13 protein-coding genes are annotated in these 16,533 nt (G+C 48.3%); all 13 read right to left on the bottom strand.

Annotated elements, in window-relative coordinates; translation table 11 throughout:
* Positions 1–159: 159 nt before the first annotated feature.
* Entirely contained in the window at positions 160–1,407 is a 1,248-nt protein-coding gene (locus BUC01_RS08895; protein WP_073313433.1) for an acyloxyacyl hydrolase, read from the bottom strand.
* 186 nt (positions 1,408–1,593) lie between these two features.
* On the bottom strand, positions 1,594–2,043 hold the full coding sequence (locus BUC01_RS08890; RefSeq protein WP_025834871.1) for a GatB/YqeY domain-containing protein: 450 nt from the start codon (positions 2,041–2,043) through the stop codon (positions 1,594–1,596).
* Positions 2,044–2,060: 17 nt separating this feature from the next.
* A complete protein-coding gene (gene ftsZ, locus BUC01_RS08885; RefSeq protein WP_025834869.1) occupies positions 2,061–3,380 on the bottom strand; it encodes a cell division protein FtsZ in 1,320 nt (439 codons plus the stop codon).
* A 20-nt stretch (positions 3,381–3,400) separates the two neighbouring features.
* A complete protein-coding gene (gene ftsA / locus BUC01_RS08880; protein ID WP_025834867.1) occupies positions 3,401–4,825 on the bottom strand; it encodes a cell division protein FtsA in 1,425 nt (474 codons plus the stop codon).
* Positions 4,826–4,843: 18 nt separating this feature from the next.
* Positions 4,844–5,584, bottom strand: coding sequence for a cell division protein FtsQ/DivIB (locus BUC01_RS08875; protein ID WP_025834865.1), 741 nt, complete (start codon positions 5,582–5,584; stop codon positions 4,844–4,846).
* A gap of 38 nt (positions 5,585–5,622) precedes the next feature.
* On the bottom strand, positions 5,623–7,002 hold the full coding sequence (gene murC / locus BUC01_RS08870; protein WP_073313416.1) for a UDP-N-acetylmuramate--L-alanine ligase: 1,380 nt from the start codon (positions 7,000–7,002) through the stop codon (positions 5,623–5,625).
* Positions 7,003–7,087: 85 nt separating this feature from the next.
* The gene (murG, locus tag BUC01_RS08865) at positions 7,088–8,242 is read right to left on the bottom strand and encodes an undecaprenyldiphospho-muramoylpentapeptide beta-N-acetylglucosaminyltransferase (RefSeq protein WP_073313413.1); all 1,155 of its coding nucleotides are present in this window, start codon (positions 8,240–8,242) and stop codon (positions 7,088–7,090) included.
* Between the two features lie 28 nt (positions 8,243–8,270).
* A complete protein-coding gene (locus tag BUC01_RS08860) occupies positions 8,271–9,569 on the bottom strand; it encodes an FtsW/RodA/SpoVE family cell cycle protein (protein ID WP_073313411.1) in 1,299 nt (432 codons plus the stop codon).
* 108 nt (positions 9,570–9,677) lie between these two features.
* Entirely contained in the window at positions 9,678–11,012 is a 1,335-nt protein-coding gene (gene murD / locus BUC01_RS08855; RefSeq protein WP_025834864.1) for a UDP-N-acetylmuramoyl-L-alanine--D-glutamate ligase, read from the bottom strand.
* Positions 11,013–11,146: 134 nt separating this feature from the next.
* On the bottom strand, positions 11,147–12,415 hold the full coding sequence (gene mraY / locus BUC01_RS08850; RefSeq protein WP_073313408.1) for a phospho-N-acetylmuramoyl-pentapeptide-transferase: 1,269 nt from the start codon (positions 12,413–12,415) through the stop codon (positions 11,147–11,149).
* A 46-nt stretch (positions 12,416–12,461) separates the two neighbouring features.
* Complete coding sequence (locus tag BUC01_RS08845) at positions 12,462–13,913, bottom strand: UDP-N-acetylmuramoyl-L-alanyl-D-glutamate--2,6-diaminopimelate ligase (RefSeq protein WP_025834861.1); 1,452 nt, start codon at positions 13,911–13,913, stop codon at positions 12,462–12,464.
* A 53-nt stretch (positions 13,914–13,966) separates the two neighbouring features.
* Positions 13,967–16,093 (bottom strand): penicillin-binding protein, encoded by a 2,127-nt coding sequence (locus BUC01_RS08840; RefSeq protein WP_243462714.1) that lies wholly within the window; start codon positions 16,091–16,093, stop codon positions 13,967–13,969.
* A gap of 54 nt (positions 16,094–16,147) precedes the next feature.
* Positions 16,148–16,516: an FtsL-like putative cell division protein gene (locus tag BUC01_RS08835; protein WP_025834858.1), complete on the bottom strand. Its 369-nt coding sequence runs from the start codon at positions 16,514–16,516 to the stop codon at positions 16,148–16,150.
* Between the last annotated feature and the right edge of the window lie 17 nt (positions 16,517–16,533).

Raw genomic sequence — 16,533 nt, 5'->3', positions numbered from 1 at the left:
TTCGATCTGAATCGCTGTACAAGTTGTACTTCTTTTTTCCTTTTTCCATCTTTTTTAGTGGATTAAGAAGTGTCAACTTATTCAGTACACTACAGAAACTGTCGTTCCTATGTGGGGAAACTGACTGAAACAAGAAGAAACTGGCTGAAACGTCTTTTATCAGCGATGAAAAGTAGGGTACTTGTTGTTGAAACGGAAGCCGATACCCAGCATCAGATAGTTTGGATCACTGAAATTCTTTAGGTTATAGCCGATATGCAGGTAAGAACTGCGGGCCACCTCTACTTTGAGCGTCAGCACCTGATAGATGCCTTTGTGGTCGCTGCCACCGTGCAGAACATTGGCGCCGATACCTACGCCTACTGTGAAATATGGCATCACGTATTCAGCCCTTCCGGAGATTCCCAGAGCTAACTGTTTGTGGAAAGCAGGTTTATAACACTCGTTGCCGTTGCCGGGGATGGTGTAGACATTGGAACTGGCATCGTAAACACCGTCCAGTGATACTCCGGTACGGAATTTATATCCGATGTTGTACATGGGGGCGAAGTTAAAACCAAGCACTGTATATGCATCCGGTGAAGCAATCTGGCCGCTTCCCACCCATACACCTTTCCGCCTCCACGAGCCGAACAGGGTCAGGTCATAGCTGACATGGCGCGGAAACTTAGGCACGGGGGCCTGATATGTGGGCTTGATGAGTGCTTCTTCCGGTCTGTTGAAGTTGTAAACGACCCCTACTTTCAGTCCTACGGTATTCAGACCGGCGTTTGGGAATTTTGTGTTACCATTGGAGAAGTGGGTACCAGTAACTCCGGCTATCAGATCGATGCCGCGCGAAACCATCCAGTTCAGTTGCAGTCCGGCATTGATGTAGGCGTTGGCTTTCGAGCCTATGACGCTGTTGTGCCGATTCTCAAATTCATCATAGGGCTTCCAGCCGAGTGACAAACCGAAGTTCCACTCATAATTGAGGGATAGCCGCGAGGTGATGCGTGCGATACGTGCGCCTTGGTAAAGGTAGATGGCAAGCGGATTTCCTAATTCTTCTTTGCTTCCGAAATCGTAGTACCCCAGGCCAATGCCTTGATAGGCGCCACCATAAATCCGGTCGGCACAAGTGTTGGGCTTGAACTGGAACGAGTACTTCAAATGGGCGGAATATCCCCATTCGAAAGGTTTCCATTGAGAATTGTCTCCTGCCAGGAAAGAACTGGTAGGGAATATATATCCCGGCCGGTATTCTACGCCGAGTCTGTGGATGAAGCGTTTTGCGAAGGAAGCTGTGTCGGGATTATAACCAGGAACATAATCTTGCATCCGGCTTTTTGCGTAAGCAACGTCAGACAAGAAAAGCATTACTCCTGCGAGAACCATCAATTTCCACATCTTTATATTGCTTTTCATATTGCTGTGCCAGAATTCTAGTTTTATGATTATGCGGGTTATTCCCTTAAAATGCGTGGCAAATATAATGATAGTATTTGAAAAAGAAATTATGATACTCAATAAAATACGAAAACAAGCCGTGTTTTCATGGGAATTTCGTTATTCCCGAGAAAACACGGCTTGCTGTAAGTGTAAAAAGGGAAGTTATCCCAGTAATTCTTTTACTTTGGCGGATATGGCACGGCCTTCGGCAAGTCCGGCGAGCTTTTTAGAAGCAACGCCCATCACTTTACCCATATCTTTGCCACCCGTGGCACCGGTTTCGGCGATGATTTCCTTCAAGGCAACTTCCAGCTCTTCGGCTGACATCTGCTTGGGCAGGTAAACTTCGATAACTTTCACTTGCGCCAGTTCTGCGTCTGCCAAGTCCTGACGGCCTTGTTGCACGTAGATTTCGGCAGCATCTTTGCCTTGTTTCATTAATTTCTGCATGATTTTCAATGCAGCATCGTCAGTCAGAGTATCGTTGGCGCCCGGAGCGGTCTTTGCTTCCAGGAATACTTTCTTGATGTTTCTCAATGTTTCGAGAGCCACTTTATCTTTGGCTTTCATTGCGGTTTTAATGTCTTCGCTGACTCTTTCAAATAAATCCATAATTCTCTATTTTTAATTTAGAAAGTGATTACTCCTCCCAAGTCTTCTCCCCCTTGTGCTTCTTCCGTAGCCATCTGGCCTTCGGCAGCGGCTTTGGTCTTGATGGTGCTCAGCGTAATCTTATCACGCAGATAGGTCGGCGAACTCTCCACCATGCTGATGATGTCGGCATTGTCCAAGTCTTCGGGATTGAAGATATAGATGTGGCGACGTTTGCGTATGTTCTTGCTTCCGATGCCGCTGGCACTTTCGCCGTAAGCTTTGCGGATGCGCTCTTTGTTCTTTTCCTTCTCTTCTTCGAGTTGCAGTTGGCGTTCTTCCTCTTCCTGACTGCGCTTTTCGAGTACGCTGTCCATACCGGGAACATCTTCCACACCGAAGCCGGTGGCAAGCACGGTAATCTTCACCTTGCCTTCCAGCGTGTTGTCCATAGCCACACCCCAGATAACCTCTACGCCTTCGCGGAACTTGCTCATGAACTCGTGGATTTCGTTCATTTCCTCCATCATCAGTTCCGAATTTTCGCAGAATGATACGTTCAGCATCACCTTCTTGGCATTGAAGATATCGTTGTTGTTCAGCAGCGGAGAGTGCAGGGCATCGTCGATGGCTTTCGTCACACGACTTTCACCTTCACCGAAGCCGGTACTCATAATGGCTACACCGCCATCTTTGAGGATAGTCTTCACATCGGCGAAGTCCAGGTTCACCGTTCCGCGCATGGTGATGATTTCGGCAATACTTTTGGCGGCGATGGACAGGGTGTCATCAGCCTTGCCGAAGGCATTCATGAATGTGAGGTCGGAATATATCTCGCGCAGGCGTTCGTTGTTGATGACCAGTAGGGCATCTACGTGCTGGGCGATACGTTCCACGCCGTCCAGTGCCTGGATAATCTTCTTTTCACCTTCGAAGATGAAGGGGATGGTGACGATGCCGACGGTGAGGATGTCCATTTCTTTGGCGATGCGGGCGATGACGGGAGCAGCTCCCGTACCGGTTCCGCCACCCATTCCGGCGGTGATGAATACCATTTTTGTACCGTCGTTCAGCAGTGCTTTGATTTCTTCATTGCTTTCTTCGGCGGCTTCGCGGGCACGTTCGGGACGGTTTCCGGCACCCAGTCCCTCGGTGATAGAACGTCCCAGTTGAAGTTTCACGGGGACGGGAGACTCTTTCAACGCTTGGTTGTCCGTGTTGCACAGAACGAACGTCACGTCGTGTATGCCTTCCCGGTACATGTGGTTCACGGCATTGCCGCCACCACCACCTACACCAATTACTTTGATGATTTTCGGTGAATCTGTCGGGAAATCGAATTGTACTATATCGTCCATAGTTCCTTATTTTATTAAATTTATTTCAAATCGTCATCCGAGAAGATCTCATTGGAAAGCTTGTTGAAAGTCTTTTCAAACCAGCTGGGGCCTTCTTTCTTCTTTTTCTTCTTCTCTTCTTTTTCTTTACGTTCTTTCTCCTTGCGTTCCCGTTCGCGGCGTTCCTTTTCTTCCTTCTCGCGCTGGGCTTTGGCGGCACGGGCGGCAGCTTCCTGTTCTTTCAGGGCTTCGTCGTCGCCAAACATATCGGCGGGTTTCGGAGGAGTGACGGTGGCGGCAGGCGCAGGTTTCACTTCTTGCAGGCAACAGTTTTCGTTTCCTGCGGCAAGCAGTCCGAGCAGGGTGTTCTGCATTCCGTCTTTCTTCAATACGTCGTTGAAGCCGTAGATGGTATTGTGGACAAACTTCGTTGTCTTCACTTTATCAGCCTTGCTGCGTTTGCGGAACGCTTCTTCCAGGTTCTTCAGGTTAGCGCCACCGCCGGTGAAGATGACACCGGACAGTAGTTTGTCATCATATCCTGAAAGTTGCAGTTGGTTCCATACGTTGGCAAGGATTTCTTCGGCACGCGCATCGATAATGTCGTTCAATACATTGAGCTCGATGCTACGGCCGTCTTCCAGCAAACAGACGGCAGGGGTATCAGTCTCCTCTTCCTCGTAGAGCATGTCACCATACTTCAGTTTCAGCTGTTCGGCTTCCGATTCTTCCATGTGCAGGGAAGTGATGTCGCGGGTGATATTGTTTCCGCCCAATGGCAGTACGCTGAGGAAGCGGAGAATATTGTTCTTATAGACCGATATGGTAGTGGTGTCTGCACCGAAGTCAACCAGTGCGCAGCCTGAGCGCATTTCGCTTTCCGTCAGTACGGCGTTTGCCAGAGCTATCGGGGCGATGAGCAAATCGGCTATTTCCACTTTGGCTTGTTCGAAGCTGTGTTCCAGGTTCTTCTTGAGGGAGGCGCGTGCCACGATGTTCAGGAAGTTGCCTGTGATGCGCTTACCTGCCACGCCTACCGGGTCGGCCTGGTGATTATTGTCTATCTTATATTCCTGCGGGGCGACATCCAATACACTCATGTCTATCAGGGGAACTTCGAGGTTTTCGTCACTGATTGCGTCTACCAACTCTTGCGAGATAATCCCTTCTTCTTCGAGCACACGGCTTACCGCATTCTTTACTGTGCGCAATGACTGTCCGCCGATGCCTACATATACTTTGGCAATGGAGTTGTTCAACTGACTTTCCAGCTTGTTGATGATGGAAGTCAATGCCTGTGCGGTCTTGTCAATGTTGTAGATGATGCCTTTGTGGATAAACGAAGCGGCATCTTCACGCGCATAAGCCAACACTTGTATGCTTCCGTCACTGTTCTTCTTTCCTGCGATACCGGAAATCTTGGAAGAACTCAACTCAATAGCGGCGATAAATTCTGTTGTTGCCATAGATATATTCCTATTTATTTATTTTTCTCGTTTAGTACAGATAATCTGGTTACTAAATTCAACGCTGATGCGAGAATATTTGTTCCATCCTACCTTATTTAATCCTTTCTCATAGAAAGCTTTCACCCGGTCGAGCTTGCGCTCGAAGTTGTCCAGCTTGCCGAGGTAGATAATATGATCACCCACGCGCGGCACTAATTCCACGTTCTTGTCGGACAACACATGTATCTGTTCAATTTGTGCATCCCAGAACTTATTATTCTGCAAAAATACACCAAACTTATATAAATCCCTCATGGCAAACGACTTTTCTACTCTTCCTGTCACTATGGCAAGGTGGGCGACGCACTTTGCATCGGGGGGCATTACTGTCCCTTTGTTATCCAGATAGTAGTTTTCTCCGTTGGCGCTCATCACTCTCAGGATAGGGATTCGCTGGCTGACTTCCACACAAAGTTTTCCGCTGGGGGTCTTGTAGCATTCCACTTCGTCGATGAGTGGATGTTTGGCAAGTTCCTTTTCCAGTGTTTTGCTTCGGATGCGGTCCATAGGTTTGCCGACGGGATAAATACCTTTCTTTTCCAGTATACCCGCCACCTCCTTCTTAGTGATGAAACCGGCGTAGACTGTATCTTTGATAACCAATTCCATGTCATGACACACCTGACCGGCAGGCTTCCGGTTGAAAGCCGTGATAGCTACCACCAGATAGGCGATGATGAGCAGCAGGACGATGGACAATAGAATTCGTTTAACCATAAGCTATTTGCAATTTACATTATATTCTCAATTAAGTGTCAATTCTCAATTGTCAATTGTTTCGTGATTTCGGGAACGTAATTGTCTATGTCTCCGGCACCTAACGTTATCAGAACCTCAATCTGCTTCTGAGAGAGTAACTCCAGAATATCTTCTTTCTTGCACATACACTTTTCGATGCCCGGGCGCAGATTGTCATATATCAGTTGGCTGGTGACACCGGGGATAGGCTGTTCACGTGCCGGATAAATATCTGTGAGGATAACTTCGTCGAGCAATGACAGGCTGTCGGCAAACTCCTTATAGAAGTCGCGGGTACGGGTGTAAAGATGAGGCTGGAAGATAGCTGTGATCTTCTTATCCTGATACAGGTCGCGGATAGACTTCACGCTTTGCGCTATTTCGGCAGGATGGTGGGCGTAGTCGCTCAGGAATACGACCTTATCATTCTTGATTTTGAAGTCGAAGCGACGGTCTACACCGCGGAAACTTGCCATACCGCGTTTGATTTCCTCGTCCGTTGCCCCGCTGAGGTGGGCGAGAGCCATAGCTGCTACACCGTTTTCGATGTTGATACTGACGGGTACACCTAACCGGATGTCATTGATGCGCGTATCGGGTGCCACAAAGTCGATAACTATCTCACCGTTTCCGATGCGGATGTTCTCGGTATGGAAATCGCCTTCGGTACGGGCGTAGGTGTAGACTTTTACACCGGGTTGTACGTCAGGTTGTAGAGAGATGTCTTTATGGATAATCAGTGCACCGCCCGGCAGGATGAGGGTGGTGTAGTGGCGGAAACTTTCCAGATAGGCTTCCTCTGTGCCGTAAATGTCCAGATGGTCGGCGTCTGTAGCAGTAATTACACTCATATAAGGCGACAGCCAATGGAACGAACGGTCAAACTCGTCTGCCTCTATAACCGTGTAAGGGCTGGACGAAGACAAAAGTAAATTTGTCTCGTAGTTCTTGGAAATACCTCCGAGAAACGCCGTACAACCTACGTGGGATTGATGGAGAAGGTGGGCGGTCATTGTGCTGGTGGTGGTTTTGCCGTGTGTTCCGGCAACGCACAAACCTTTGCTGCTGCGGGTGATGGTTCCTAAAACCTGGGCACGCTTCTGTATCTCGAAACCGTTATTGCGGAAGTAGGCTAATTCGGCATGCTCTTGCGGCACGGCGGGAGTATAAATCACTAAAGTTGTTGCCTTATCTTTGCAGGCTTCGGGGATAAGAACTACATTCTCTTCATAATGTATCTGTGCGCCTTCTTTTATAAGGTGCTCAGTCAGTTCGCTCGGAGTACGGTCGTAACCGGCGACGAGCTTGCCCTTTGACAGGAAATAACGTATCAAGGCACTCATGCCGATGCCGCCGGCACCAACAAAATATACGGATTTGATATTCTCTATATTCATCTTTTTATAATTTATACTATCTCAATTCTCCTCCTCCCGGGAGGAGGGGAATTGAGTTACTACAGTTTATTTATATAATTGAGTACTATGGTTTATCTATCAGTTTCAATACTTCTTTAGCAATGATCGTTGCCGAGTCCGGCAAAGCCAGCGTGGCAATGTTTTCACTCAGCGTTTTCAATTTATCATCATCGGCAACTGTCGCAAGGGCTGTGGAAACCAAATGTTTCATTGCATCCACATCTTTCACATAGATGGCAGCTTTCTTGTCCACCAATGCCAGTGCATTTTTGGTCTGATGGTCTTCCGCCACATTGGGTGAAGGCACGAGGATGACAGGCTTGTTCAGCAGACAGAATTCTGAGATAGAACCGGCTCCCGCCCGTGAAATGACTAAATCGGCAGCAGCATACGCACTTGCCATATCTTTGATGAAATCCGTCACATACAGATTGGGAATGGCAGGAATACGTGGATTACGTACTGCCTCACCTGTTGCAGTAGTAATAGCGTCCTTGATTTGCTGGATATATATCTTTCCCGTCTGCCAGATGAACTGGACGTCACTGTGTGCTTTTATTGTATCCAGCGCGGCAATCAGCGTTTGGTTGATGGTGCGTGCGCCGAGGCTTCCGCCTAATATCAATATCGTCTTCTTTTCCGGGTTGAAACCGAATGAGGCGACTGCTTCTTCGCGCTCCGGTTTGTTGGCCAGTAAGTTTTGGCGGACAGGATTGCCGGTCATGATAATCTTGTCTGCGGGAAAGAACTTCTCCATGCCGCCGTACGCTACACAAATCTTGCATGCTTTCTGGGCAAGCAGTTTGTTCGTCACTCCTGCGTAGGAGTTCTGTTCCTGTATCAAAGTCGGCACTCCCATCATGCCTGCCACTTTCAGAGTCGGGCCGCTGGCGTAGCCGCCTACACCTACCGCTACTTGCGGACGGAATTCCTTCACTATACGGCGTGCTTTCCACTGGCTTCGCAACAGCTTCACAATTACCGCGAAGTTCTTCCAGATGTGCTTCCGGTCAAACCCAGCTACGGGCAGGCCGATGATCCGGTATCCTGCATCGGGCACACGCTGCATCTCCATTCGTCCTTCCGCACCTACAAAGAGGATTTCCGCATCAGGACGAAGTTCCTTGACGGCGTTAGCGATAGATACTGCGGGGAAAATGTGTCCTCCTGTACCTCCACCGCTGATAATGACGCGCGGTCCGTTATTCTTTGTTTCCATATCCTGTTATCTACTTACTACTATCTATTTACTCAAATTCAGCGTCACTATTTAATACTTTAGCTGTCGGTTCGGCGGCTGTTTGTACGTCGCTGTTTCCTTCTCCGGTGGCTTCTATCTGCATCGGTATTTGCGCGTCGTGCTCTTGCTGTTCCTCTAACCGGGCGGTGTAACGGCTCACGCTCAATATCATGCCAATATAGGCACAGTTGATGAACGTAGAGGTTCCACCTTTACTGATAAGCGGAAGCGGCTGCCCCGTGACAGGGGCCAGGCCAACGGCAACCATCATATTGAATAATGCTTGCGTGACGAGTAACAGGGCTATCCCTGTGATGAGGAAAGCGGGGAAGGTACGGTCGCACTTTTTGGCAATGCGCCCTACGCGTACCAGCAGACAGATATAAAGGAACACGACGGCTATTCCGCCCACCAATCCCAGTTCTTCAATGATGATGGCATAAATGAAGTCGGAGAATGCCTGACTCAGAAAATCCCGTTGCACCGAGTTGCCCGGTCCTTTGCCTATGACGTTGCTCGTGGCTACGGCAATGCGGGCGTGTGCCACCTGCGCGTCTCCGTCTATGTCATATTTGGCTGCGGGCACTTCTCCTTTATTCGTGAAATCGGTGATACGGGCTTTTACTGTTGTGAAGCGGTGCCCCATAGGAACCTTTTCGAGGGTGTCGTTCGGTGTAGCCAACAGGAATGTGACGAATACTACGACAAAGGCGAGGATACTTCCTCCCAGTATCAACAGTTTGCGGGCCGATATCCGTCCGATGAACATCATCAGATAAACCGTGCCGAACAGCAACATTCCCGTCGAATAGTTTTCCGGCAGGATAAGTCCGCAAACGATGCAGGTGATTATCATGATGCGTTTGAAGGCTTTCGGACTTGCTCCGTCTTCATCCTGCCCTTTCGAAAGGATAAAGGCGGTGACGATGATAACTGCCATTTTAGCTATCTCCGATGGCTGAAACTGGATTCCCATAAATGTCATCCAGCGGGCAGCACCGTTCACGCGGTCGCCGGTAATAACTCCCATCAGCATTACAAAAGCAAGCAGGCCGATGGAGAGGGGAAGCAGGAATACTGGGAATACTTGAAACCATTTATAAGGTATATTGTGCACCAATACCACAATCACGGCACCTACCATCAGCAGAATGCTGTGCTGCGTGATCGGTCCCCAGTGGTCTCCGCTTTTATACGTCAGGGTAGACGCAGCACTGAACACTTCTATGATAGAAATGAGACAAAGGAAGAGGAAGATGATCCAGATTACCTTATCGCCTTTGAATATGCTTCTTAATAAATCCAATGCTTCGCAAATTAATAATTAATAATTAAAGAATGAAAGCGCTCTTGTTGACGCTTGTTTTCTCACGCTGTGTGAGAGCTTCCTGTCACGGTGCGTGAGAATATCCTGTCACAGTGCCCTCACACACTCTTTGAACTGGTCGCCGCGGTCTTCGTAACTCTTGAAGAGGTCGAAGCTTGCGCAGCAAGGGCTCAACAACACCGTTTCACCTTTCTTTGCCAGACGGAAAGCGGCGTCTACGGCATCTCTCATACCGGTTTGCACATCGGCAACGGGCAATCCCATACGGTCGAAGAAGTCGTGCAACTTTTCATTGTGCAGCCCCAGGTAAACCAGGGCGGAGCACTTTTCGCGTACCAGATCTTCAATCTCCGTGTAGTCGTTGCCTTTGTCCTTTCCGCCCAGGATAAGTACGGTTTTGGTCTTCATGCTCTGCAAAGCATACCAACACGAATTTACGTTCGTTGCCTTGGAGTCGTTGATGAATTCCACGCCGCGCACGGTTGCCACTTTTTCCAGGCGGTGTTCCACGCCTTTGAAGTCGGACAATGCCTGGCGGATATACTCTTTCTCTATTCCGGCGAGGTTGGCGGAGATGCCGGCGGCGAGAGAGTTATATAAGTTATGTGTACCTTGCAGGGCCAGTTTTTCCTGTTCCATGTTGAAGGCGATAGGCTCGTTGATTTCCACTTCACCGTCTTCTACGTATGCGATGGCTCCGTCTTCCTTTACGGCAGAGAACGGATAGAGGTGAGCGCGTAGTCCGTGCTTGTCCAGCTCCCGTTTGATGATGGGGTCATCGTTCCAGAAGATGAAAGCATCTTCCGGTGTTTGGTTCTGCGTGATGCGGAATTTGGCGTCCACATACTTCTGCATGCAATGGTCGTAGCGGTCCAGATGGTCGGGCGTGATGTTCATCAGCACGGCAATGTTGGCGCGGAAGTTATACATGTTATCCAGTTGGAAGGAACTAAGCTCAATCACATAATAATCATGCTGTTCCGTAGCCACCTGCAAGGCCAGGCTGTTACCGATGTTGCCGGCCAGCCCTACATTCAGTCCTGCACTCTTGAAAATGTGGTAGATGAGTGAGGTGGTAGTGGTCTTACCGTTTGAACCGGTAATACATATCATTTTGGCTCGGGTGTAGCGTCCGGCAAACTCTATCTCAGAGATGATGGGCGTACCTTGTTCTTTTAGTTTCAGTATCATCGGAGCGTCGTTGGGGATACCGGGGCTTTTCACAACTTCATTAGCATTCAAAATCAACTCTTCCGTGTGCCTGCCTTCTTCCCAGGCAATGTCATACTTGCCCAGCAATACCTTGTACTTGTCTTTAATGGCGGACATATCGGATACGAACGTGTCGAACCCCTGCACTTTGGCGAGTACGGCAGCACCTGCACCGCTCTCTCCGGCTCCTAATACTACAATTCTACTCATGTTCTTATAAATTACGGGCTACCAACTACAAGTTACCTGTGGAAGGCTGGAGTTGGTAGTTGCTACAAGTTTGTTTTCTTATCGGCGACCAGTAGCGAGCACTTGTAGCTTATAGCTCGTAACTGGTAGCTCTGTTATCTTATTTTTAATGTTATAATCGTTATTGCCGCCAGCACAATCGTCACAATCCAGAAGCGGACAGTGATTTTTGATTCGTGGAACAGCTTTGTCGGCGTTGTAAACTTCACCGTGCAACCCGGTTCTATCAGACTCATGGAAGTACGGAAATGGTCATGAATAGGCGTTCGCTTGAACAACCTTTGTTTCACTCCCTTCCGCTTTCCTGCCTTGTAGTAGAACCGTTGCAGGATAACTGATAGGTTCTCTACCAAGAATACACCGCAGAGAATGGGTATCAGCAATTCTTTGTGTATGATAATGGCGAACACCGCAATGATACCGCCAATTGTCAGACTGCCCGTATCACCCATGAACACCTGTGCCGGGAAAGCATTGTACCACAGGAAGCCGATCAGGGCGCCGATAAAGGCGCAGATAAAGATAACCAATTCTTCCGAACCGGGTATGTACATGATGTTCAAGTAACTGGCATACTGGATGTGACTCGATACGTATGCCAATATTCCTAATGCCAGTCCGATGATTGCCGAGTTTCCGGCCGCCATTCCGTCCATTCCGTCATTCAGGTTCGCACCGTTGCTGACAGCCGTTACCACAAAGATAGTGATGATGACGAATAGTATCCAACCGGCGGTTTGCGCATGTTTACCCATGAAGCCTACGATGTCGGCATAATCCAGGTTATTGCTTTTGAAAAACGGAATAGTGGTTTGTGTGGACTTGATGTCCTGTCCGGCATGGATAACCTCTATTTCTTGTCCGGGTTTCTGTACTTCAATATTCTCACGGATAACCGCTTGCGGGCTGAGATAAAGCGTCAGACCGACAATCAGTCCCAGACCTACCTGTCCGATAATCTTGAATTTCCCGTGCAGGCCTTCCTTATCTTTCTTGAAAATTTTGATATAATCGTCGGCAAAGCCCAGTGAGCCCAGCCATACCGTAGTAATCAGCATCAATATCATGTAGATGTTGCTCAGTTTGCCCAGCAGCAGACATGGGATAAGAATTGCCACAATGATAATGACACCCCCCATACTCGGCACACCTACCTTGTCCACTCCGAACGGGTCGATGTTGGCATCACGCTGTGTTTCCGTAATCTGTTTCCGCTTCAGCAAGTTGATGAAGCGGTCACCCCAGATGCTTGAAATGAGCAATGCAAGGATGATTGCCATCAGTGCCCGGAATGATGTATAACCAAACATACCCGCACCGGGAATGTCATATTTATCTAACCATTGAAATAAGTAGTATAACATGTAATTTAAGAATTAAGAATTAAAAATTAAAGAGCTGCTTTAATTATTAATCATTCATTATTTTTTTCAACTCCTCTTTATCATCAAAGTGATGTTTCACTCCTTTTATCTCTTGATAGTTCTCATGGCCTTTTCCGGCTACGAGGATTACATCACCCGGCTGTGCCAGCATACAAGCTGTTTTGATGGCATCGCGGCGGTCGGTAATGCTGATGGTCTTTTGCATATCGTCCTTATCCAGACCGGCGAGCATATCGTTGATGATATCTTGCGGCTCTTCAAAGCGCGGATTATCCGAGGTGATGATGACGCGGTCGCTCGCTTTAGCGGCTTCTTTTGCCATGATGGGGCGTTTGCCTTTGTCGCGGTTGCCGCCTGCACCTACCACGGTGATGACTTTTCCTTTACCTTCGAGTACGTCATGGATGGCGTTCAACACATTGATGAGTGCATCCGGGGTATGTGCATAGTCCACAATGGCGGTATAGCCTTTCGGTGAACGGATAGCGTCGAAACGCCCGGTTACCGGATGCAGGGTGCTGAGGGCAATCAGTACATCTTCTTCCTTCTTGCCGAGTAATACGGCTGCACCGAACACTGCCAGCAAGTTTGAGGCATTGAAACGGCCGATAAAACGAACAGCCAGTTCTCGATTATTAAAATCAAGAAGCATACCTTCGAAATGGGATTCCAGAATCTTGCCTTTGAAGTCGGAGAGGCTGCGCAAAGAGTAAGTGTATACTTTAGAGCGTGTGTTCTGCGTCATGACAAGCCCGTTCTTATCATCCAGATTGGTCAGGCTGAATGCATTCTTGGGCATATCATCGAAGAATTTCTTCTTGGCTTTCAGGTAATTCTCCACCGTCTTGTGATAGTCCAGATGGTCACGCGTCAGGTTAGTGAATATACCGCCTGCAAAACGCAGACCGCTGATGCGTTTCTGGGCAATGGAGTGTGAACTTACTTCCATGAAGACGTATTTGCATCCGGAGTCCGCCATCTGCCCCAGCAGTTGGTTCAAGGTGATGGGGTCGGGGGTGGTGTGCTCGGTCGGTATGGCCTGGTCGTCTATATAGTTGCAGACAGTGGAAATCAGCCCTACTTTGTAACCGAAATAGCGGAATGTATCATATAATAAGGTGGCGATGGTGGTTTTTCCATTCGTTCCGGTCACGCCTACCAACTCTATTTTGGAGGACGGATCACCATAAAAGGTAGTAGCTACTTTGCCAACGGCATCTTCGCTATCTTTCACCTGGATATAGGTAATACCCTCTTTCCGCTCTTCGGGCACGTCTTCGCAAAGCACGGCGACGGCTCCTTTTTCTATTGCGACAGGGATGTAAGCATGCCCGTCTGTTTGGGTACCGCGCATAGCCATGAACAGATGTCCGGCTTGCACCAGACGGGAGTCTATGTTCACTCCCGTTATCTCCGTTTCCGTACTTCCGATAATCTGTATCGGTTGTATCGTTTTTAGTAATTCACTTAATACCATACCTTATTATATATAATGTATATTCTTTTAATAAACTCTTCACCCGCACTTCATCAACGAAGCGTAAGGGTTACCGTTTGACCTTTCACTACATGGTTCCCACCCGGTATTGATTGGCTCTTTACCTTGCCAATGCCGTTCAGCCTGACTTTCAGTCCTTTACTTTCCAGCAAATAAACCGCATCTTTCGCTCCCATTCCGATGACGCTGGGAACGACGTTTGAATTCGCCTCTTCCTTGCCTTGCAGGATAACTGCATTGGGTGATGCCTGTGTATGTCCCCATGCCTCTTTCCCTTTCCGGGGAGAGAATTGCTTCTGTACGGGAACTTTCAGACTGTTCAACACCTGCAATGCTTCGTTCATCTCTCCGGCTTTTACGGGAGGAATGACATTGGTGGTGCTGTCTATCGCACTGCGGATATCGAACCGCAGGTTTTTAGCATATACTCTTTCGGCAATCTTCCCGAATACGCTACCTGCCATTGTCCCCCCCGATGGCATGCCTTTGTTTATCTGGATGGAAACGATGCAACTATACTTAGGCTTCTCGGAGGGGAAATATCCGCAGAAGCTGACCAAATGGTTACGTACACCTGATTTGTATCCAGCAGTTCCTTGCGACACTTGGGCGGTTCCAGTCTTGCCCGATACGTGGAATTGCTTGCTTCCGGCAGGTTTTGCTAAGCCTTCGCTCACAACTTTCTCCAAGATAGTCTGTATCTGCTCCAGTGTACGGTCGGAGCATATCTTAGAATTGATTACTTCCACCGGAAACTCTTCAACGATTTCTCCGTCTTTGATGGCATGGGTCACGAAGCGAGGGCGAACCATAATGCCGTTGTTGGCAATGGCGTTATAAAATGTCAGGATATTGAGCGGTGGAAGTTGCGTTTCATATCCGATACTCATCCACGGCAAGCTGGTTTTGGCGAAATAGCGCTCTTTGGGTCCCCGGATGTTGGGTTTCCCTTCTCCGGCTATTTGCAAGTGTAGCGGCTGGTCAATGCTCATGCGGCGCAGCCCGTCAATAAATTTTTGTGGATTGCTCTTATAGAAATTGTCGATGATGCTGGAAACGCCTATGTTGGAGGAAACTTCCATAATCCTGGTGACATCTATCACGCCGTATCCGCCTTTATACCAGTTCCAGTCTTTCATGTCACGCCCATACATCCGTTTCACTCCTTTGCCGGTGTCCACCGTGTAGTCGGGCGTGATTTTTCCATCTTCCAGTGCCACCATGATAGAAGCGGTCTTGAAGGTAGAGCCGGGCTCCATCATATTGCTGATAGCGAGGTTGCGCATTTCGTAGTATTTTCCGTTTTTGGCGCGTTCCATGTTTACAATAGCCTTGACATCACCTGTCGCTACATCCATCAGTACGACCACACCCCATACAGCTTCTAATTCCGTCAGTTTGTCCATCAATGCCTTTTCACAAATGTCCTGCATCCCTACGTCGAGGGTGGAGATTATGTCGCACCCGTCCACGGGAGCTATGTCCACGATGTTCAGGTATTTGTTCATCACCTTCTGGCGATGGGTGATGCCGTCACGTCCTTTCAGCAATGTGTCGAAAGACAACTCGATGCCGTTCTTAGCCCCTTGCGCGGTGTCAGGGAAAAGGTCTCCGAGCGTACGGGCGGCCAATGAGCCGAACGGCTTCTTGCGTTGATTGTACGCTTGTTCGTGGAACCCGCCTTTGTATTTGTTCAGGTTGAATACAGGCAAGCGTTTCGCTTCTTTATATTGGATGTACGAGATACGTCTCGGATAAATCAGATAGTTGCGGCTGCCTTTTTTGCGTCCCTTTTGCAAGTGCGACTTAAATTCTGCGGCACTTTTATCGGGGAATATCTTATGCAGTCCTTCGCAAATCTCGTTCATGTGGTTCACCAGCATGGTGTCTTTGGTGTAGCCGCCCGCCTTGAAGTCCATATATATGCGGTATTCGGGCAGGGAACTTGCCATCAGTTTACCGTCGGATGAAAGGATATTGCCGCGGTTGGGCTTTACGGTTACATTCTCCTTTACGAAACGATCGGCTACATCATGCCAGTATTGTCGTTCGGCGAACATGATGATTGCGCCTTTTACGACAATAGCTATTCCCAGCAGTCCCATTATGAGGACTACGAAGAAATAACGGGTCATGATATTTTTCTTATTTACTGCCATTCTCTTTTCCTAAGTTGATAAGGTTTTTAAGTTGTCTCCTTCTCTCCTTGTATCTTATTTAATTAAATACGGTGGATTGGTCGAAGTCTGCAAATCGCTTTCCTTGGTCGCGATATATTCCTCAATGCGCGATTGGCGACTCCGTTCCATCAGCTCCGAACTACGCGTAAGGGCATCGTACTTAATGTCAATCAGTTCTTTTTTCAGTTTATCTATCTCTATCATTTGTTGCTGGCAGGCATAGCGGTTGTGTATATAAAATAGAATCAGCACCATGATCAGCACCAGCATTTTGGTCTGGCGACGGAAAAAGTCTGTAGCCAGGATGTCGCCACCGATAATATTCTTCAGAGACGTGCGGCTTTTGGCTTTCTTCGCCTTTTCCGCCTTCTCTGTTTTCTCATTTATCTGTTTTTCTTCCATTTCTTTCATCGCTCTAT

This window comes from Bacteroides stercorirosoris (assembly GCF_900142015.1).
Classification (GTDB): Bacteria; Bacteroidota; Bacteroidia; order Bacteroidales; family Bacteroidaceae; genus Bacteroides; species Bacteroides stercorirosoris.
This window is presented reverse-complemented; position numbering and strand designations above follow the sequence as displayed.